At 67.2% G+C, this 18910-nt stretch carries 18 protein-coding genes; 10 read left to right on the top strand and 8 right to left on the bottom strand.

All coding sequences use genetic code 11. The features are described 5' to 3' along the window. Window position 1: 1 nt before the first annotated feature. The 3 genes from hemQ to hemE all read right to left on the bottom strand — a co-directional run bounded on the left by hemQ (window position 2) and on the right by hemE (window position 3313). Window positions 2-709, bottom strand: coding sequence for a hydrogen peroxide-dependent heme synthase (gene hemQ / locus AC5RWT_RS08950; protein WP_494045531.1), 708 nt, complete (start codon window positions 707-709; stop codon window positions 2-4). Between the two features lie 64 nt (window positions 710-773). Then, window positions 774-2249 (bottom strand): protoporphyrinogen oxidase, encoded by a 1476-nt coding sequence (gene hemG / locus AC5RWT_RS08955; protein WP_494079965.1) that lies wholly within the window; start codon window positions 2247-2249, stop codon window positions 774-776. A 2-nt stretch (window positions 2250-2251) separates the two neighbouring features. After that, a complete protein-coding gene (gene hemE, locus AC5RWT_RS08960) occupies window positions 2252-3313 on the bottom strand; it encodes a uroporphyrinogen decarboxylase (RefSeq protein WP_494045529.1) in 1062 nt (353 codons plus the stop codon). 192 nt (window positions 3314-3505) lie between these two features. On the opposite strand from hemE, the gene AC5RWT_RS08965 reads away from it, so the two are divergent. Beyond that, entirely contained in the window at window positions 3506-4837 is a 1332-nt protein-coding gene (locus tag AC5RWT_RS08965) for a glutamyl-tRNA reductase (RefSeq protein ID WP_494079966.1), read from the top strand. Window positions 4838-4885: 48 nt separating this feature from the next. Here AC5RWT_RS08965 and moeB read toward each other — a convergent pair whose 3' ends face one another. Then, window positions 4886-6070, bottom strand: a complete 1185-nt coding sequence (gene moeB / locus AC5RWT_RS08970; RefSeq protein ID WP_494079967.1) for a molybdopterin-synthase adenylyltransferase MoeB — start codon at window positions 6068-6070, stop codon at window positions 4886-4888. A gap of 114 nt (window positions 6071-6184) precedes the next feature. Between moeB and AC5RWT_RS08975 the strand changes: the two genes are divergently transcribed. The 3 genes from AC5RWT_RS08975 to AC5RWT_RS08985 are packed head-to-tail and all read left to right on the top strand — an operon-like array spanning window position 6185 to window position 7393. Beyond that, window positions 6185-6805, top strand: a complete 621-nt coding sequence (locus AC5RWT_RS08975; RefSeq protein WP_494079968.1) for a TetR/AcrR family transcriptional regulator — start codon at window positions 6185-6187, stop codon at window positions 6803-6805. Between the two features lie 58 nt (window positions 6806-6863). Beyond that, the gene (locus tag AC5RWT_RS08980; RefSeq protein WP_494045525.1) at window positions 6864-7088 is read left to right on the top strand and encodes a DUF3107 domain-containing protein; all 225 of its coding nucleotides are present in this window, start codon (window positions 6864-6866) and stop codon (window positions 7086-7088) included. 5 nt (window positions 7089-7093) lie between these two features. Beyond that, window positions 7094-7393 carry a hypothetical protein gene (locus AC5RWT_RS08985; RefSeq protein WP_494079969.1) on the top strand — a complete coding sequence of 100 codons (300 nt, stop codon included), beginning with the start codon at window positions 7094-7096 and terminating at the stop codon, window positions 7391-7393. Between the two features lie 6 nt (window positions 7394-7399). On the opposite strand, the gene AC5RWT_RS08990 is transcribed toward AC5RWT_RS08985, so the two are convergent. Together AC5RWT_RS08990 and AC5RWT_RS08995 are read right to left on the bottom strand one after the other, a co-directional pair. After that, a complete protein-coding gene (locus AC5RWT_RS08990; RefSeq protein WP_494045523.1) occupies window positions 7400-7735 on the bottom strand; it encodes a 4a-hydroxytetrahydrobiopterin dehydratase in 336 nt (111 codons plus the stop codon). Between the two features lie 125 nt (window positions 7736-7860). After that, window positions 7861-8556 (bottom strand): ferritin-like fold-containing protein, encoded by a 696-nt coding sequence (locus tag AC5RWT_RS08995; RefSeq protein WP_494079970.1) that lies wholly within the window; start codon window positions 8554-8556, stop codon window positions 7861-7863. 51 nt (window positions 8557-8607) lie between these two features. Here AC5RWT_RS08995 and AC5RWT_RS09000 point away from each other — a divergent pair, with 51 nt between their 5' ends. From AC5RWT_RS09000 to AC5RWT_RS09010, 3 genes are all read left to right on the top strand, one after another. Next, entirely contained in the window at window positions 8608-10194 is a 1587-nt protein-coding gene (locus AC5RWT_RS09000; protein ID WP_494079971.1) for an RNB domain-containing ribonuclease, read from the top strand. 328 nt (window positions 10195-10522) lie between these two features. Continuing rightward, complete coding sequence (locus AC5RWT_RS09005; RefSeq protein WP_494079984.1) at window positions 10523-12142, top strand: DEAD/DEAH box helicase; 1620 nt, start codon at window positions 10523-10525, stop codon at window positions 12140-12142. After that, window positions 12142-13056 carry a DNA-methyltransferase gene (locus AC5RWT_RS09010; RefSeq protein ID WP_494045520.1) on the top strand — a complete coding sequence of 305 codons (915 nt, stop codon included), beginning with the start codon at window positions 12142-12144 and terminating at the stop codon, window positions 13054-13056. The genes AC5RWT_RS09005 and AC5RWT_RS09010 overlap by 1 nt, the downstream gene beginning before the upstream one ends. A 238-nt stretch (window positions 13057-13294) precedes the next feature. On the opposite strand, the gene AC5RWT_RS09015 is transcribed toward AC5RWT_RS09010, so the two are convergent. Next, window positions 13295-14158, bottom strand: coding sequence for a PHP domain-containing protein (locus AC5RWT_RS09015; RefSeq protein WP_494045519.1), 864 nt, complete (start codon window positions 14156-14158; stop codon window positions 13295-13297). 74 nt (window positions 14159-14232) lie between these two features. Between AC5RWT_RS09015 and AC5RWT_RS09020 the strand changes: the two genes are divergently transcribed. Next, window positions 14233-15804: an aminopeptidase P family protein gene (locus AC5RWT_RS09020; protein ID WP_494045518.1), complete on the top strand. Its 1572-nt coding sequence runs from the start codon at window positions 14233-14235 to the stop codon at window positions 15802-15804. 103 nt (window positions 15805-15907) lie between these two features. On the opposite strand, the gene AC5RWT_RS09025 is transcribed toward AC5RWT_RS09020, so the two are convergent. Beyond that, window positions 15908-16861 (bottom strand): YflT domain-containing protein, encoded by a 954-nt coding sequence (locus AC5RWT_RS09025; RefSeq protein WP_494079972.1) that lies wholly within the window; start codon window positions 16859-16861, stop codon window positions 15908-15910. Window positions 16862-17038: 177 nt separating this feature from the next. Here AC5RWT_RS09025 and AC5RWT_RS09030 point away from each other — a divergent pair, with 177 nt between their 5' ends. Both AC5RWT_RS09030 and AC5RWT_RS09035 read left to right on the top strand, forming a co-directional pair. Next, entirely contained in the window at window positions 17039-18316 is a 1278-nt protein-coding gene (locus AC5RWT_RS09030) for a magnesium transporter MgtE N-terminal domain-containing protein (protein ID WP_494079973.1), read from the top strand. Continuing rightward, on the top strand, window positions 18309-18908 hold the full coding sequence (locus AC5RWT_RS09035) for a DUF1003 domain-containing protein (protein WP_494045515.1): 600 nt from the start codon (window positions 18309-18311) through the stop codon (window positions 18906-18908). Before AC5RWT_RS09030 ends, AC5RWT_RS09035 begins: the two co-directional genes overlap by 8 nt. Window positions 18909-18910: the final 2 nt, after the last annotated feature.

Raw genomic sequence — 18910 nt, forward strand, 5'->3', positions numbered from 1 at the left:
CTCACCGCAGCACCTCGGCGATTTCGGCAGTGCTGATGCGCTTGCCGGTGTAGAACGGGATCTCTTCGCGCACGTGGTTGCGGGCGTCCGTGTAGCGCAGGTGGCGCATCAGGTCCACCAGGTCGATCAGCTCGGGAGCTTCCAGGCCCAGGATCCATTCCCAGTCCCCCAGCGCGAACGATGCAACGGTGTTGGCGAGCACCTGCGGGAACTCACGGCCCATCATGCCGTGGTCCCGCAGCATCTTGCCGCGCTCCTCGGCGGGCAGCAGGTACCACTCGTAGGAGCGCACGAACGGGTAGACGCAGAGCCAGGCTTCCGGTTCCTTGCCGAGAGAGAAGGCCGGCGCATGGTTTTTGCTGAATTCGGCGTCGCGGTGGACACCCATGGCGGACCAGACCAGCTCGGTGGCGGCGAACAGCCCGGTCCGGCGGATGGCGCGCACGGCGGCCTGGAGCTCGTCCGGCTGCGGGCCGTGCAGCCAGATCATCACGTCGGCGTCCTCGCGCATGGCGGAAACATCGTAGGCGCCGCGCAGCGTGACGTTGCGGCCGGCCAGTTCTGCAACCGTTTCATCGAACGCTGCCACAGCGGACGGTTCTGCCGGCGCACCGGTGCGCTTGAAAACCGTCCAGAGGGTGTAGAACAGCTCCTCGTCGGTGCCTCCGATGACGGTGGTTGCTGACTCTGACTTTGCCGATTCGCTCATGCTTACCAGTCTGCCTTCTGCATCGTAATTAATCGAAAACTTTGCTTCTACACATTGTAGAAGATCAAGCTGCGGGTTGCAGCCGGGCGGCAAGCTCCCGCGCACGGCGGCGTGCGTCGCCCACCACCGCCACCAAACCGGTGCCGGCGAGCCAGGCGCCGGTCACGTCCACCCCGGTATGGGCAGCCAGTTCGCGGCGTACCGCCGCCACACGGTCGCGGTGCCCCACCGTTGCGGAGGGCAGCGCACCGATCCAACGCACCACCTTCCAACCCACCACGTCGTCGTCGCCGACCCCCACGCCCATTAACGAGGTGGCATCCGCCAGCGCCTGCCGGTAGAGCTCGTCGTCTTTCCAGCCAGTGAAGTCCTCTGCGCCCTGCTGCCCCACCGCGCGCCCATAGGACAACCGCAGTACGTGGCTGCCCGGACCGGCTTCGTCCGCCAGCCACGGCCACTTGGCGGTGGCATGGGTCAGCGCCTTCGCCTTGATGTTTAGCACCGACGGCGCCACCAGCAGGCCGGTGCCGCGGGGCATCGCATCCAGCTCCGGCAGGTCCACTACCAGGGTCACCAGCGCCACCGAGGGCCCCGCTTGGGGTTCCAGTCCGGCCAGGCCGGGTACCGTGCCGGCCAGCAGGCGGACAGCGGCACCGCCGTCGGCGGCCATCATCACCGCGTCGGCAGTAAAGGTGCCCGCCGCAGACTCCACCAGCCACCCGTCGTCGTGCTTCGTGACGGCGGTGGCCGCCCCCCCGGCGTGCAGCGAAACATGGCGGGTCTTCAGGTCCGCCAACAGCGCCTCGGTCAGCCGCCCCATTCCCCCGGCAATGCCGGCCACGTTGGAGCCGGCCGGGGCGGCCTTGCGGATGGCACGCACCGCGGCAGTCAGCGAACCGTGCGAGGCCACCGAGGCGCGCAGCCCCGGCATCACCGAATCCACCTCCAGCACATCCGGATCCGCCGAATACACTCCGCCCACCACCGGCGCCACCAGTTTCTGGAGCACGGCATCGCCCATCCGGGCGCGCACCAGTTCGCCCAGGCTCAGCTGCTCGCGGCGCAGCAACGATCCCAGCGGCATGACCTTGTCACCGGAAGCGCGCAGCGCGGCCCGGCGGCCGATCGCGCGCACCACGTCCGGATCGGAGAGGTCCGCCGGAATGCCGAGCACACCGGTCTTGGGCAGCCGCTGCGCGCCGTCCGGCAGCTGGATCCAGGCACCGGCGGGGTTCGGCTGCACCAGCTCCGCGCCCAGCCCCAGTTCGGCGACGAGTTCGGAGACCACGCTGGAACGGGTGGCGAACGACTCGGCACCGGCGTCGAGCGTCAGCCCGCCTACTTCGTGCCGCGTCACGCAGCCGCCGAACCTGGGGCTGCGCTCCAGGACCGTCACCTCGACGCCGGCCAGGGCCAGCTCGCGCGCGGAGACCAGACCGGCTATTCCGCCACCGATGACGACGGCGGTGCTCGGCTTGGGCTTGCGCCCGGCCTTCCGTTCGGGGCGGCCGGATGCGTGCTGCGGGGCGGGGTGCTGCATGGTTACGGGGCCACCGAGTGGATCAGTTCGACCACGCGGGTCAGCACCGCCGGATCGGTCTCCGGCGGCACGCCGTGGCCCAGATTGACCACGTGGCCGGGAGCGGCACTGCCGGCGGCCAGCACATCGCGGACATGGGCCTCAAGGACATCCCACGGTGCCGACAGCAACGCCGGATCGATGTTGCCCTGCAGCGGCGTTCGGCCGCCCAACCGTCGGTTCGCCTCGTCCAGCGGCAGCCGGTAGTCAACGCCGATCACATCGGCACCAACATCGCGCATGGCGACGAGCAGCTCGGAGGTGCCGGTGCCGAAGTGGACCAACGGGACGCCCAGGTCGCGGACATGGTCAAGGGCACGGGTCGACGCCGGTGCCACCCGCCGCCGGTAGTCCGCGAGGGACAGCGAACCAGCCCAGGAGTCAAACAGCTGCCCGGCGCTGGCTCCCGCTTCCAGCTGGGCGCGCAGGAACTTGCCGGAAGCGTCGGCGGCCCAACCGGCCAGCGCGTTCCAGGTCTCCGGGTCCGAATGCATCATGGTGCGGGGGCCCAGGTGGTCACGGGACGGCCGGCCCTCCACCATGTACGCCGCGAGCGTAAACGGTGCGCCGGCGAAACCGATCAGCGGCTTCTTGCCGAGCTCCGCCACGGTCAGCCGGACCGCTTCACGGATCGGTTCCAGCGCCTCATCCGTCAGCTTCGGCAACGCCGCGACGTCGGCGGCGGTGCGGACCGGGGCAGCCAGAACGGGTCCGACGCCGGGAACAATGTCCACATCCACCCCGGCCAGCTTCAGCGGGATGACGATGTCGGAGAAGAAGATTCCGGCGTCCACGTCGTGGCGCCGCACCGGCTGCAGCGTGATCTCGGCGGCCAGCTCCGGTTTCAGGCAGGAATCGAGCATGGCGATGCCCTGGCGTGCTTCCCGGTATTCGGGCAGCGACCGCCCGGCCTGCCGCATGAACCAGACGGGACGGCGGCCGGGCTTGCCGCCGCGGTAGGCGGTGATCAGGTCGGAGTCAGCGGTACGCCCGTCCACCAAGGGATGGGAAGCATTCAGTGTCATGACATAGATTCTCATCCAGTGGCCACACTTCTGGCCAACTGGAGGAACGGGCAGCCGGCCCACCGTTCGGCTTCCCGCAGGCTGGAGTGGGCAATATCACCGGCGTCGGAGCCGCAGACTGCAGGTTAACTCAGGGTTAATGGGCGAAGCTTGAATGAGCTGAGGCTTCCTTCCCGCTAAGATAGAGGCGCTGTGGTCTTACTTTCACTCGTTGCAACCCATTCCAAGGTCGATCTGGAAACGGTGGCCCGCCTAAGCGCCGGCACCTCCCGGATCGATACAAGCGTGCTCGCAGACGGGTCCCCGGTCTCCGGCGCAGTTGTCCTGGCCACCTGCAACCGGGTGGAAGTTTACTGCGAGGCCGAGAACGAATCCGATCTGGAATCCGCCCGCGCCGCCCTCATCGAACAGATCAGCCGTAGCTCGGGTCTGGACGAATCACTGGTTGCCGATTCCTTCGACCTGAATACCGGCGAGGACGTTGCCCGGCACTTGTTCGCCGTCGGGGCAGGCCTTGATTCGGCCGTCGTGGGCGAACGCGAGGTGGCCGGCCAGGTGCGCCGGGCGCTGATCGAAGCACAGGAGAAGGGCACGGCCAGTGGCGGGCTGGTCCGCCTGTTCCAGACCGCGTCCCGCACGGCCAAGGACGTCGGCACGCAGACCGCCCTCGGTGGCCGCGGGCTCTCGATCGTTTCCGTCGCCCTCGACCTGGCCACGGATCTGGCGGCAGACAAGGACTGGTCGGGCAAGCGGGTTGTGCTCTTCGGAACCGGCGCCTACGCCGGAGCCACCATGGCGCTGCTGCGTGAACGCGGCTGCACCCAGATCAGCGTCTATTCCTCGTCCGGACGTGCCGAAACCTTCACCGAAACCCGTGGCGGGGCGCCTTTGACGCATGCCGCGTTGGGCCCGGCCATCGCCGCCGCCGACGTGGTCATCGGATGCAGCGGCGGCGACAACCAGGTCAGCGCGGACCGGGTGGCCCGCATGCGCACCGGCGTCGAGAAGCCGCTGACCATCATCGACCTGGCTCTGAGCCACGACTTCGACCCTGCCGTTGGTCGCCTCGAGGGCGTGGAACTGATCACGCTGGAATCTGTGCGCATGGCCGCGCCCGAGGAGCAGGCGGAATCGGTCCAGCAGGCTGCGGAAATCGTAGCCACCGCGGCCCGCAGCTTCGAAGCCAGCCAGCAGGCGCGCAGCGTGGACTCGGCCATCGTGGCGCTGCGCAAACACACCATGCAGGTGCTGGAGAGCGAACTGGACAAGGTTCGCTCGCAACACGGCTGCACCGGCCCGGCCCAGGAAGTCGAATTCGCCATGCGCCGCATGGTCAAGCAGCTGCTGCACCTGCCCACCGTGCGGGCGCGCGAGCTTGCCGCCAACGGCGAGCAGGACCGCTACATTGCCGCGCTGGAAGCGCTGTACGGCATCACGGTGGAGGAGCCGGCGCTGCCGGCAGCCGCGGATGCCGCGTCCTGTCCGGTGGCAGTGGTGCACGACGACGACGCAGCCACCGCCTGATTCGCCGCCGCGGGACAGCGGCGTTGCCTGATATCGGCAGGCGTGGCCTCAGTACACCGGCTTGGCTGGTTCCACGTCCCTGACCCAGGCCAGGATTCCTCCGTCCAGGTGGGACACCCGGGTATAGCCCTGCGCCAGCAGGCTCTCCAGCACCTCGGATGAGCGGACGCCCGACTTGCAGTGGAAGACCAGGTCCTGCCCCCGCGGCAGGTCATCGAGGGCCTCGCCGGACAGGATCCGGCCCTTCGGGATCATCACCGCACCGGGAATGCTGACCACCTCGTACTCGCCGGGCTCGCGGACGTCGATCAGCTGGAAATCCCGTTTGCCGGCGTCGCGGTCGGCGAGCATGCGGGACAGGGTGCGGGCGTCCACGGCGTGGTCGCCGTCCACTTCACGCACCGGCGCCACCCCGCAAAAGGCTTCGTAGTCGACCAGCCGGGTGATTGGCTCGGCGTCCGGGTCCTTGCGCACCTTCAGCTCGCGCCAGCTCATCTGGAGGGCGTTGAAGATCAGCACGCGGCCCAGCAGCGTCTGGCCGATCCCGGTAATCAGCTTGATCGCTTCGTTCACCATCACGGAGCCGATCTGCGCGCACAGCACACCCAGCACGCCGCCCTCGGCGCACGACGGCACCGACCCGGGCGGGGGCGCCTCCGGGTAGAGATCGCGGTAGTTCGGACCGAAGGCGTCCCAGAAGACACTGACCTGTCCGTCGAACCTGAGGATGGAACCCCACACGTAGGGCTTGCCCAGCAGTGCGGCGGCGTCGTTGACCAGATACCGGGTGGCGAAGTTGTCCGTACCGTCCAGGATCAGGTCGTAACCGGCGAAGATTTCCAGCGCGTTGCCCGAATTTAGCCGGACCTCGTGCAGCACCACGTCCACGCCGGGGTTCAGCGCCAGAATGCTGTCCCGGGCCGAGGCCGCCTTGCTGCGCCCCAGGTCAGCCACGCCGTGGATGACCTGGCGCTGCAGGTTGCTGACTTCCACGTCGTCGTCGTCCACAATTCCAATGCGGCCCACCCCGGCTGCCGCCAGATACAGCATGGCCGGTGAGCCCAGGCCGCCGGCGCCGATCACCAGCACCTTGGCGTTCTTCAACCGCAGCTGGCCGACCATGCCTACTTCCGGAATGATCAAATGCCGCGAGTACCGTTCGGTCTCGTCCTTGCTGAGCGCAGCGGCCGGCTCCACCAGCGGCGGCAGCGGCCCGGTTTCCTGGGTGGTCATTGTTCCAATCTACGCCGCTGGACGGTTACTGGTGCGTAAACTGGTCGGGACTGACACCTACTGCATTGTGGCGCTGGTTTACTGACCGAGCGCCGGAAGAGGCCGTGTACCGCCGTGACAACAGAACCCCGCCCCGCTGCCCGACCCACCCGACTTCCCCGGGAGGAACGGCGGCGCCAGTTGCTGCAGGCGGCACACGAGGTGTTCGTGGCCAACGGCTACCACGCCGCGGCGATGGACGAGATCGCCGACGCCGCACACGTGAGCAAGCCGGTGCTCTACCAGCACTTTCCGGGCAAGCGGGAGCTGTACCTGGCTTTGCTGGATCACCATTTGGAATCGCTGAACGCCATGTTGATGGCCGCGCTGAACTCGACCACGGACAACAAGCTGCGCGTGTACGCCACCATCCGGGCCTACTACCAGTTCATCGCCCAGGACAGCCAGGCACACCGGTTGGTCTTTGAGTCCGACCTGAACAACGATCCAGATGTCAGCTCCCGGCTGGAGGACTTCAACGCGAGGCTGGCCAGCGCCATCGCCGATGTCATCGCCGAGGACACCAAGCTGTCCGAGGTCGAGGCGACGCTCCTGGGCCGCGCCCTGGCCGGTATGGCGCAGATCAGTGCACGGCATTGGCTGCGTGCCGGAGGCGATCTGGACCAAGACGCCGCCAGCGAACTGATCTACCGTTTAGCTTGGCGCGGAATTTCACGCTTCCCGAAGGAACCCTAGGATAGATTCGCCAGTAGGGAACCTACCCGCACACAGCATTCAAGCAGGAGGCATCAGCGTGGAAGTCAAGATCGGCATGCAGAACGTCGGCCGCGAAATCGTGCTCGATTCGGCGCAGTCGCCGGACGAAGTGGCCGAGATTGCCAGCCGGGCCATGAACGGCGGTGCCGAACTGCGCCTGACCGATTCCAAGGGCCGCCTGGTCATCATTCCGTCCAATGTCCTGGCTTACGTTGAGATCGGCGCCGAAGGTCCCCGCCCCGTCGGTTTCGGCGCGCTCTAAGCGCCATGGTCCCGCTGGTCCTGCTGCTGCTGGTAGCCGCCGCCGTCGGATTCACGGCGTGGGCCGTGGATTCACGCCGGCACGCCTACGGGGTGCTGTTGCTGCCCGGCATAGCGGTGGCGGCGGCGGTGCTGCTCTGGTTCATCCTGATGGCCGCAGGCCTGGCGTCCGAGCCTGGCCTGCATTACCTGTCATGGCTGCTGCCCATGGCGGTATCCATCCCCGCGGCGTGGACCGGCGCCTGGCTGATTGGCCGCCGCCGCGTGCAGCGGGACACCGAGCGCCTGACCGCCCTGCTGGGCTGAGTCGGGCTACCCCCTGTAAGCGTCCGGGTCCGCGTCGGCGGAAAGCTTCTGCGCCAGCACGCTGACGGCTGCCGCCGCGGACACGTCGCGCGTGGTGACTTCGGCATCGGCGTCGTGCGAGGTGAACCGAAGGAAGACCTTGTTGTACCGCCAGTCCAAGTCCGGATGGTGCTGCTGCTCCTCGGCGAGGTCGCCCACGGCGGCAATGAAATTCAGCGCCTCGCGCCCGTTGTCCAGCGTGAACACGCTGACCAGCGCCCCGCCCGCATAGCGCCACTGCGGCAGCCCGAGGAGCTGCCGGTCGATCTCTTCGCTGCTCAGTACGTCCTTGGCACGTCCCACGATGTCCTCCCGGTCTGCTGCACGGCTGGGTCCGGCCGCCCGGCTCCGCGGCGAAAGTCAGCGCGCCATTCGAAAGCGGCCACCGTCAGCCTACCGGCGATCCCGCCAGCTTTATAGGGTCCCGTTCACGCCGTCAGGCCCAGATCGTTCATCCGCCGGGAGTGGTTCCGGGTCAGCTGGGCGAACAGCTCTTCGGTGGCCTGGGCCTGCCGGTCCGGGTCCTGTCCACGCATCAGCTCGCTCAGGACGGCACGCTCAATCCCGATCCGCTGGGCTTGGGTCAGCGCCTCGCCCACCAGTCGGCGCCCCCACAACGCCAGTCGCGAGGACAGCCGCGGGTCGTCGGCCAGCACCTGCTTGAGGCGCGCTGCGATCATGGAAATCTGTTCGGTGTTTTCCTTGATCCGGGCCACCAGCTTCTGCGTCTCGCTGTCGAGCGCTCCGGCGATGTGCAGGTAGAAGTCGCCCAACACGCCGTCGGTGACGTAGGCCTTCATCAGGGATTCGTACCAGTCGGCTGGCCGCGTCCGGTCATGGAAAGCGTCGATGGAGGGCTGGAACGGAGCCATCGCAGTCTCTACGTCAACACCGAGTTGCTCCAACTGGGCGGCCACCGCCTCGAAGTGCTCAAACTCGGTCACGGCAAGCCGCCCCACCGCAGCTCGGTCGTGCAACGTGGGCGAAAATCGTGCGTCGGAAGAAAACCGCTCGAAGGCGGACAATTCGCCGTAGGCCATGACGCCGTACAGATCGATCAGGAACTGCCGGCGGCGGTCGGAGTCCTCTCCGGCCGCCGCGGGCACGGTGCTCTCGGTGCTCATGAATTCAAGGGTAGCGTCCCAATTCGACGCGGCTGACGTTAGGCTAACCCTGTGCCGTCCCCGCATTTGGATTCGAAAGTCAATGAGTCCCAGCATCTGCTGGCCCGGGTGCTCAACGACCTGCGGACAGAGTTCGACCTGCCGCAGGATTTCGACGCGGGCGCACTCGCCGAAGCGCAGGCCGCCGTTGCCGCCCACCAACTGCCGGAGACCGATCTGACGTCGCTGGAGTTCGTCACCATCGACCCGCCGTCGTCTACCGATCTGGACCAGGCGATGTACATCGAGTCCCGCGACGGCGGCTACACGGTCTGGTATGCGATCGCCGACGTTCCGTCGTTCGTGGCGGCCGGTGGGGAGCTGGATGCCGAAACGCGGCGGCGCGGTCAGACCATTTACGCCCCGGATGGGCGGATACCGCTGCATCCGGACGTCATCGGCGAACAGGCCGGGTCGTTGCTGGCGGACCAAGTGCGGCCGGCCTATGTGTGGCGGTTTGAGCTCGACGCCGGTGCCCGCGTCACCGCTGCCACGGTGGAGCGCGCAAAAGTGCGTTCCCGGGCCAAGCTGAACTATGAGCAGGTGCAGCAGGACATCGAGTCAGGCGACGCGGCGCCCACCCTCTTGCTGTTGAAGGAAGTGGGCCTCAAGCGGGTAGAGCTGGAACGTGAGCGAGGCGGCGCCAGCCTTAATGTTCCGGACCAAGAGATCGCCCACGACGGCCGACACTACTTTATTGTTACCAAACCCCCGCTGCCGGTGGAGGACTGGAATGCGCAGATCTCGTTGATGACCGGGATGGCCGCGGCACAGATCATGCTGGAGGGCAGGATCGGCATCCTTCGCACGATGCCCGGCCCCGATGCCGAGGCCGAAGCCCAGTACCGCCGGCAGACCGAGGCGCTGGGCTTTCCGTGGCCGCAGGACGTGCCCTACGGTGACTACCTTCGCAGCCTGGACACCACGGATCCTCAGCAGCTGGCCCTGATGCATGCGGCCACGGCTCTGTTCCGCGGCGCCGGCTACACGCCGTTCGACGGCGAATTGCCCGCCGAGCAGCTCCAGGCAGCCATAGCCGCCCCCTACGCACACACCACCGCTCCGCTGCGCCGGCTGGTAGACCGGTTTGTGCTGGTGATCTGCCATGCCCTGTGCGCCGGTGAAGCTGTGCCGCAGTGGGCACGGGACGCGCTGGACGAATTACCCAAGCTGATGGCGGCCTCCGACCAACTGGCGGGGCGGGTGGACCGTGCCGCCTTGGATGCGGTGGAGACCGCGCTGCTCAGCCACCGGGTGGGCGAGGAGTTCGACGCCGTCGTCATTACCGGTACCCGCAATCCGGGTAACGGAAACGGCAACGGCAGCGGCAATTCAAACGGCAGCGCAAACGGAGGCCAGGGCAACCGCAGCGGCACAGGAAACGGGAAAGTCGTGGTGGCGGGCCGGGGCAAAGGCAACGGAAATGGCAACGGGCAGGGCAATGGCGGCCAGGAGCCGTACGGCGTGGTGCAGCTGAGCGATCCGCCTGTCACCGCCCGTTGCTCGGGGGTACTGGAGGCAGGGGCCACCGTGCGCGTCCGGTTGTCCGTGGCGGACATTGAAGAACGGCGCCTTCGCTTCGAACTGACCGATGGATAGCGTCCCCTCGGTGCGCCGAAAAGCCCGGTTTGCCCCGCACCGGTAGACTTAATCGTGTAGTACTGGATGCCCGGTCGTTGATTGAGTGAATTGAATCCATCAACAGATCAGCCCCTACGCGATCTTTAACCTCCTTGGTTGCCATTTAGGCCGGCGAGGAAAGCAGTTGTTAGCCCGCGATCGGCTTCCACTGGTTGCGCCACGCTTCCGCTTTGTTCCGCTCCCGCCATCATCCGTGGCAGGACCGTCGAGCACCGGCGGCGTCGGCGCCTGAATGAACGGTATGTAATTGAACACTGACAACATCCAAGTGGGCGGCGAACAGCTCATCCACGCTGACAACAGCGCCGAAGAACTCGCCGTGGAGGCCTCGCTGGCCTCGGACGAACGCCCGCACGAGCTACCCAAACAGACCTTCGCCGATTTCAATGTCCGCGCGGACATTGTGCGTTCGCTTTTCGACGCCGGCATCACCCACCCCTTCCCGATCCAGGCCATGACCCTGCCGGTAGCCCTGGGCGGCCACGACATCATCGGCCAGGCCAAGACCGGTACCGGCAAGACCCTGGGCTTCGGCATCCCGGCGCTGCAACGGGTCGTGGGGCCGGATGACGACGGCTACGACAAGCTTCCGGTTCCCGGTGCGCCGCAGGCCCTGATCATAGTGCCGACGCGCGAGCTGGCGGTCCAGGTCAGCAACGACCTCACCACTGCTTCCAAGCAGCGCAATGCGCGCGTCGCCGTCATTTACGGCGGCCGCGCCTATGAGCCGCAGGTCGAGATGCTGCAGAAGGGCGTGGAGGTCGTGGTCGGCACCCCGGGCCGGCTGATCGATCTGCACCGGCAGAAGTTTCTGAGCCTGAAGAACGTCCGCATTGTGGTGCTGGACGAAGCCGACGAAATGCTGGACCTGGGCTTCCTGCCGGACGTCGAGACCCTGCTGGCCGCTACGCCGGCCGTTCGCCAGACCATGCTCTTCTCCGCCACCATGCCGGGACCCGTCATTGCCATGGCCCGGCGGTACATGACGCAGCCGACGCACATCCGTGCCGCCGACCCGGACGACGAGGGCATCACCAAGAAGGACATCCGCCAGGTTGTCTACCGTGCACACAACCTGGACAAGTCCGAGGTGGTGGCCCGCATTCTGCAGGCCGAAGGCCGCGGCCGGACCATCATCTTCACCAAGACCAAGCGCACCGCCGCCAAGCTGTCCGAGGAACTGGTGGACCGCGGATTCGCCGCCGGCGCCATCCACGGCGACCTTGGCCAGGGCGCCCGCGAACAGGCGCTGCGCGCCTTCCGCAACAACAAGGTGGACGTATTGGTCGCCACCGATGTTGCCGCCCGCGGCATCGACGTGGAGGACGTCACGCACGTCATCAACTACCAGTGCCCCGAAGACGAGAAGACCTACCTGCACCGGGTGGGCCGCACCGGCCGCGCCGGCAATAAGGGCACCGCCGTCACTTTTGTGGACTGGGACGATATGCCCCGCTGGGGCCTCATTAACAAGGCCCTGGGTCTGGACGTTCCGGAACCGCAGGAAACCTACTCCTCGTCGCCGCACCTGTACTCTGACCTGAACATCCCCGAGGGGACCAAGGGCAGGTTGCCGCGCAGCCAGCGCAAGCTCGCCGGCATCGACGCTGAAAAGCTCGAGGACCTCGGTGAGACCGGAAAGCGCCCGTCGCGTTCCGGCGGCCAGCGGCAGGACGGCGGACGCAGCGGATCCCGCCGCACCGGCGCGCACCAGGGCGGTCCGCAGGGCCGGCCCGACTCGGGCAACCGCCGCCAGCGCCGCAGCGGCGAGGAAGCACCAGCCGAGAGCTCGGTTAGCGCCTCCGCCGAGACGCCGCGGCGGAAGCGCTCGCGCACCCGCCGCCGCAACGGCGAGGTCGTCAATGAGGCGGCCAAGCAGGGCACCGACGGCGCCAGCGGGGAATAGTGGCCGACGCCCAGTGGACGCAGGACGGCAGCTCGCTGGTAGTCAGGGCGGACAACGCCGACTTCCTGCCCACGCTGCCCGACGGCGCTTTTACCATGATCTATCTGGACCCGCCCTTCAATACTGGGCGGGTTCAGCGCCGGCAGCAGACCTCGATGGTCCGCAGCGCCGACGGCGAAGGTGACCGCATCGGGTTCAAGGGAAGGTCCTACCAGACGGTCAAAGGCACGCTCGCCAGCTATGACGACGCCTTCGACGATTACTGGTCATTCCTCGAGCCGCGTTTGTCCGAAGCCTGGCGGCTGCTGGCCGACGACGGCACGCTGTATCTGCATCTGGACTACCGCGAGGTGCATTATGCCAAGGTACTGCTGGACATCCTGTTCGGCCGTGAGAGCTTCCTGAACGAGATCATTTGGGCTTACGACTACGGCGCTCGTGCGCGCAATCGCTGGCCGGCCAAGCACGACAACATCCTCGTCTATGTGAAGAACCCCAAGGCCTACCATTTCGATAACACCGAAGTGGACCGCGAGCCCTACATGGCACCGGGCCTGGTGACGGCGGAGAAGGCCGCACGCGGCAAGCTGCCCACCGATGTCTGGTGGCACACCATCGTCTCCCCTACTGGCCGGGAGAAAACCGGTTATCCCACGCAGAAGCCGGAAGGTTTGCTGCGCCGGATGGTGGCCGCCAGCAGCCGGCCGGGCGACTGGGTCTTGGATTTCTTTGCCGGCTCGGGGACCCTCGGCGCGGTGGCAGCCCGCATGGACCGGCGGTTCGTTTGCGTGGACCAGAACCCGCAGGCCATCGACGTCATGCGCAAACGGCTGGGCAACCACGCAACGATTATCGACGAAGGCGAGGCAGCCGTCGTCGGAGCCGGCGAGGCAGCAGTGCTGCCGGCCTCCTGACGAGTTTCCGGCCGCCCGTCGCGCAGCGGGACGTCTTCGGAGCAGCCTCAAGAACAGCAGGGCCCGGGACCAGTTGCAAGAACTGGTCACGGGCCCGTCGTCGTTCGGGGAATAGGATTCCCCCGAGGGCAGCTAGATGATGCTGCGGCCCTCGCGGCGGGACTCCGCCCGTGAAGCCGCGGGAAATGACGTACAGGGTCCCGGGCCAAAAAACGGTCATAACAAACGCGTATCCAACTCAATGGGCGAGGCGCCCGGGCAGGTATGCCTTTGTGCCGCTGCCGATCGACAGTATGCGGTCCAGCACCGCCTCATCGGTAGTGTTTTCGCCCAGCCGGTTGGGCTTGCCAGCACCGTGGTAGTCACTGGATCCGGTGATCAGCAGATCATGCCGGGCGGCGATTTGGCGCAGCTTCTGCCGGCCCGCTTCCGGGTTGTCCCGGTGGTCGATCTCCACGCCGGCCAGGCCTGCGTCAATCATCTCGGCAAAGACAACATCGCCGACTATCCGGCCCCGGCTGCTGGCCACCGGATGCGCGAAGACAGGCACTCCCCCGGCCTCCCTCACCAAGGCGACGGCGGTGGCCGGATCGGGGGCGTAGTGCGGCACGTAGTAGCGCGAATGCGCGGTGAGGATCTGCGCGAAGGCCTCGCTGCGGTCGGACACGACGCCGGCTGCCACCAATGCGTCGGCGATGTGCGGCCTGCCGATCGTGGCTCCGTGGCCGAACTGCGTGGCGACCTCGGACCACGTGATCGGAAAGTCTTCGGCGAGCAGCTCCACCATGCGTTCGGCGCGCGTCATGCGGGCTTCGCGCGCCTTGCCGATTTCAGCGAGCAGGCCGGGATGGGTTGGATCATGCAGGTAGGACAAGACGTGGACGCTGATGCCCTCGACCGTGCGGCAGGTGACTTCCATGCCCGGGACAAAACCAATGCCCGCCGCGATCGCGGCGCTTTGTGCCGCTTCCCAGCCGGCAGTGCTGTCGTGGTCCGTGAGCGCGACCACGTCAAGCCCGGCGGCTGCAGCGGCCCGCATTACGTCGGCCGGCGGTTCGGTGCCGTCGGAAACAGTGGAATGCGTGTGCAGGTCGATCATCACAGGACCAATTTACGCCAGGACCTCCGCGGACGGCGGATGTTGGCAGCACCTTGGGCCGGTGAGACGATGGACCGGTGAGTACTTACCAGACCGAAAACGCCTCGCAGCCGCCTGCCGGAGAGCAGCCGCTGGAAGACCGTGTCAATAACCGCTCCCAGCGCCCTGAATCGGACGCCTTCAAGGAATTTATGGGCAGCCACTGGGCACCGGCCGACTCCTCCGCCGTCGAGCAGGAGGCCGTGGCGCCCTATGCCGCGCGACGCCGCCGCGCCCTGTCCGATCAGTTCCAAGGCGAGCGGCTTGTCATTCCGGCCGGCCCCCTGAAGGTCCGCTCCAATGACACCGACTACCGCTTCCGCCCGCACTCGGGCTTCGCACACCTGACCGGCTTGGGCTTGGACCATGAACCCGACGCGGTGCTGGTCATGGAGCCCACCGAGGCAGGAGCGGGCGACGACGGCGGCCACCACCGTGCCACGCTGTACTTCCGCCCGATGTCCGGCCGCGATTCCGCCGAGTTCTATGCGAACGCCCGCTACGGCGAGTTTTGGATCGGACCCCGGCCCACGCTGGAAGAGCTGAACCGGCGGCTGGGGCTGCCCACCGCTGATCTGGGCGAGCTGGAAGTAGCGATCACCAAGGACGCCGGCGTGGTCCACGTCGGCGGCATGCGAATCCGGTTGCTACGCGAAGTCGACCTGAACGTGGACGCCCTGGTGGACACCTCCCGGATCAACACCGGCGTGGATCTGGAGGAGTCCGACCAGCTCGACGGCATACTCGCCGAGGCGCTGTCCGAGCTGCGCCTGCTCAAGGACGAGTGGGAAGTCGAGGAGATGAAGAAGGCGGTGGCGGCCACGGTCAGCGGCTTCCACGAGGTGGTCAAGGTGCTGCCGCGTGCGCTCACGCACGAGCGCGGCGAACGCGTGGTGGAGGGCGCCTTTTTCGCCAGGGCGCGCGAAGAAGGCAATGACCTGGGCTACGACACCATCGCCGCCAGCGGAAACAACGCGACCATCCTGCATTGGATCCGCAATAACGGACAGGTCAAGGCGGGTGACCTGCTGCTGCTCGATGCCGGGGTGGAGGCCGACTCGCTCTACACCGCTGACGTGACCCGCACGCTGCCGGTCAACGGCACGTTCACCGACATTCAGCGCAAGGTCTACCAGGCGGTCCTTGACGCTGCCGATGCCGGTTTTGCCGCCGCACAGCCGGGCGTCAAGTTCCGTGACATCCACACCGCCGCGGTGACAGTACTCGCCGAGCGGCTGGATGAATGGGGCCTGCTGCCCGTCCCGCTGGACGAGGCCCTCTCCCCCGAAGGCCAGCACCACCGGCGCTGGATGCCGCACGGCACCAGCCACCATCTGGGCCTGGATGTCCACGACTGCGCCCAGGCGAAGCGCGACCTCTACCTGGACGGTGTGCTCACCCCGGGCATGGTGTTCACTATCGAGCCCGGACTGTACTTCAAGAACGAAGATCTGGCCGTGCCGGCCGAATACCGCGGCATCGGCGTGCGGATCGAGGATGACATCCTGATGACCGCCGACGGTCCGGTGAGCCTGTCTGCGGCCCTGCCGCGCAAGCCCGAGGACGTGGAGTCCTGGATGGCCGGCATTTACGGCACGTCCGGCGAGTAGACGGGCCGGCCGGCAGCGGCCGAACCCAGACAAACGCACAAGGGGTCCGCCGTTCGCCACGGCGGACCCCTTGTGCGTTCCGGTGCTGGTGCGGGCCGGAAAGCTACGTGCCGGAGCGGCCGTCACCGCCGGAGGAACCGGCATTCCGTTCCGGATCTTCCGGGCTCCCGTCGGCCTGTGTCGCGCCGGCCTGCTGGCCGCTGCCTTCGGGCTCGGCCAGGCCCGCCTGCTGCGTCGGGGCAGCCTGCTGTCCCGGTCCAACCTGCTGCGCCTGGGCGGCCTGCGGCTCGGGCGTCACGCGAATTCCATACTGCGGGCGGCCGTCCGGCAGGTCCGGGTAGCGTCCGCGCACCGGCTGGCTGGGCGCGGGCTGTTCTTCCGGCTCGGCCGGCCCGGGCTGGGGCTGCTGGAGCGGGGCGCCCTGACGGTACGGATCGTCGCCCCATTGGGCGGGCCGCTCCGGCGCCTGCGGCTGCTGGCCAAAGGGCGGCTGCTGGCCATAGCCGGCCGGAGGTTGCTGGCCAAAGGGCGCCTGCGCCTGGTTGCCCGGCTGTCCGGGACGCGCGGTCCCGGCCATCGGCAACTGCGCGGCCAGGCGGCGGGCCTCCTGCGCCACCTCGGTGGCCACCACCACGTCATAGCTGGTGGCGATCACCTGATTGGTGGAGGTGAAGTCCCGCTTGCCGCGCTGCAGCGCGTAGGAAATGATGCCGAACAGCATCCAGAAGGCTGCGCCCATGGCCATCGACGAGATCAGTAGCACATAGGTCTCGCCGCCGCCGAACAGCATCAACAGCAGCCCGACGAACAGGCCAAACCACGCGCCGGTGGCCGCCCCCGAGAGGGCCACGCGTGGGTAGCTGAGCCTGCCGGTGACGCGCTCGACGGTCTTGAGGTCATTGCCGACGATGCTCACGTGCTGGACGGGAAACTCTTGGTCCGCCAGGTAGTCCACCACTTTTTGGGCATCCAAGTATGACCGGTAGTTACCGATCAACTCGCCCTGTGGAAGAGCACGGTTGAGGTCCCGGGAATCTGTGCGGCCAAGCATCGACATACCCTCATTGTCCCTGATATACGCGGCAGATGGTCTGGGTATCGCTTCAGGTGAACGCAACGCCCGGTTTTGGCCTCGGTTACAGTCGCTGCGGCGCCGCCCCCAGCCCGACACCCAGTCCCACACCCAAGGTTTGCCGGATCCCGGATTTCGGGGCTTAGCACGTAGCCTAAAGGGGTGAGCACAAAAACCAACCGCGTCTTCGTCGCCCGGCTGCTGGGCCTGGATGTCTTCGACCCGCTCGGGGACCGCCTGGGTCGGCTGCGCGACGCCGTTGCCCTGGACTACGGCCCGGCCAAGCCACCGCTGGTCGTCGGTCTGGTCGTGGAGGTCCCCGGCAAGAAACGGGTGTTCGTCCCGATGACCCGTGTCACCTCCATCAACGCCGGGCAGATCATCTGCACCGGGCTGGTCAACCTGCGCCGGTTCGAACAGCGCGGCGCCGAGACCCTGGTCGTCGCCGAAATGTTCGACCGGCGGGTCACGCTGGCCGACGGCAGCGGCGATGCCACCATCTTGGACATCGGCATGGAGCAGTCCCGCGACGGCGACTGGTATGTGTCCCAGCTCTTCGTCCGGCGCGGGTACTCGAGCTCGCCCTTGCGCAGCCTGCGCCGCAACGAAACGCTGATTGTGGACTGGCAGGAGGCCTTTCAGGGCGCCCGCCACGAACCGCAGGCCGCCGCCACCTTCGTGGCCAGCCATGAGGACCTGAAGCCCGCCGACTTTGCCGAGGCGCTGCACGAGATGACGCAGAAGCGCCGGCTGGAAGTCGCCAGCGAACTGCAGGACGACCGCCTGGCTGATGTCCTGCAGGAGTTGCCGGATGACGACCAGGTGCAGATCCTGACGTCGCTGGACGCGGAGCGCGCCGCCGTCGTGCTTGAAGAAATGGACCCGGACGACGCCGCGGACCTGCTCGCCGAGCTGCCCGAGGAGCAGAAGGAAGAACTGCTGCAGCTGATGGAGCCAGAAGAAGCAAAGGACGTCCGGCGACTGCTGGAGTACGAGGAAAACACGGCCGGCTCGATGATGACGCCGGTGCCGGTGATCCTGCCGCCGGAGGCAACGGTGGCCGAGGCGCTGGCCCACGTGCGCCGCGAAGAGCTCACGCCGGCGCTGGCATCGGCCATTTTCGTCTGCCGGCCGCCGCTGGAAACACCCACCGGAAAGTACCTGGGCGTGGTCCATATCCAGCAGTTGCTGCGCTTCCCGCCGCCGGAGGCGCTCGGCAACATCGTGGACTCGGACTTGGAACCCGTGCTGGACCAGACCGACGTCAGCGACGTGGCCCGCACCTTGGCCACCTACAACCTGAACGCCCTGGCGGTGGTCAACCGGGCCGGCCGGCTGGTGGGTGCCGTGACCGTTGACGATGTGCTTGATCATCTACTGCCCGACGATTGGCGGGCGCAGGACGACTCCCGCGTGATTGGAGGCGGACGCGTTGGCTGAGAAGACAGACCGCAAACTCAAAGTCGCCGGACTCGACACCCCGCGCGAGACACGTACCCGCCTGCTGACCCGGCTACGGCCCAATCCGGATGCCTTCGGCCATGCCACAGAGAACTTTGCCCGCTTTATGGGCACCCCGCAGTTCCTCATGTGGATGTCCGTCTTCTGCGTGGTCTGGCTGGCCTGGAACACCTTCGGTCCCGACTCGCTGCGGTTCGACAGCGCGGCGCTTGGCTTCACCGCGCTGACCCTGATGCTCTCGCTGCAGGCCTCCTATGCGGCTCCCCTGCTGCTGCTGGCGCAGAACCGGCAGGACGACCGCGACAAGGTCTCGCTGCAGCAGGACCGCCAGCGCGCCGAACGCAATCTGGCCGACACCGAGTACCTGACCCGCGAACTGGCCGCACTGCGCATCGCCATCCGCGAAGTCGCCACCCGGGACTTTGTCCGCAGCGAGCTGCGCTCGGTACTGGAGGAACTCTTGGAGGACGAGTCCGGGGACGAACGCCGCCGCGGCCGGCGCCGGCCCTCCGACGCCACCGCTGCCCTGCCCAAGCTGCCGCAGGCCCAGAACGGCGCCCAGGAGTACTGATC

This window comes from Arthrobacter sp. Dra40 (genome assembly GCF_059091905.1).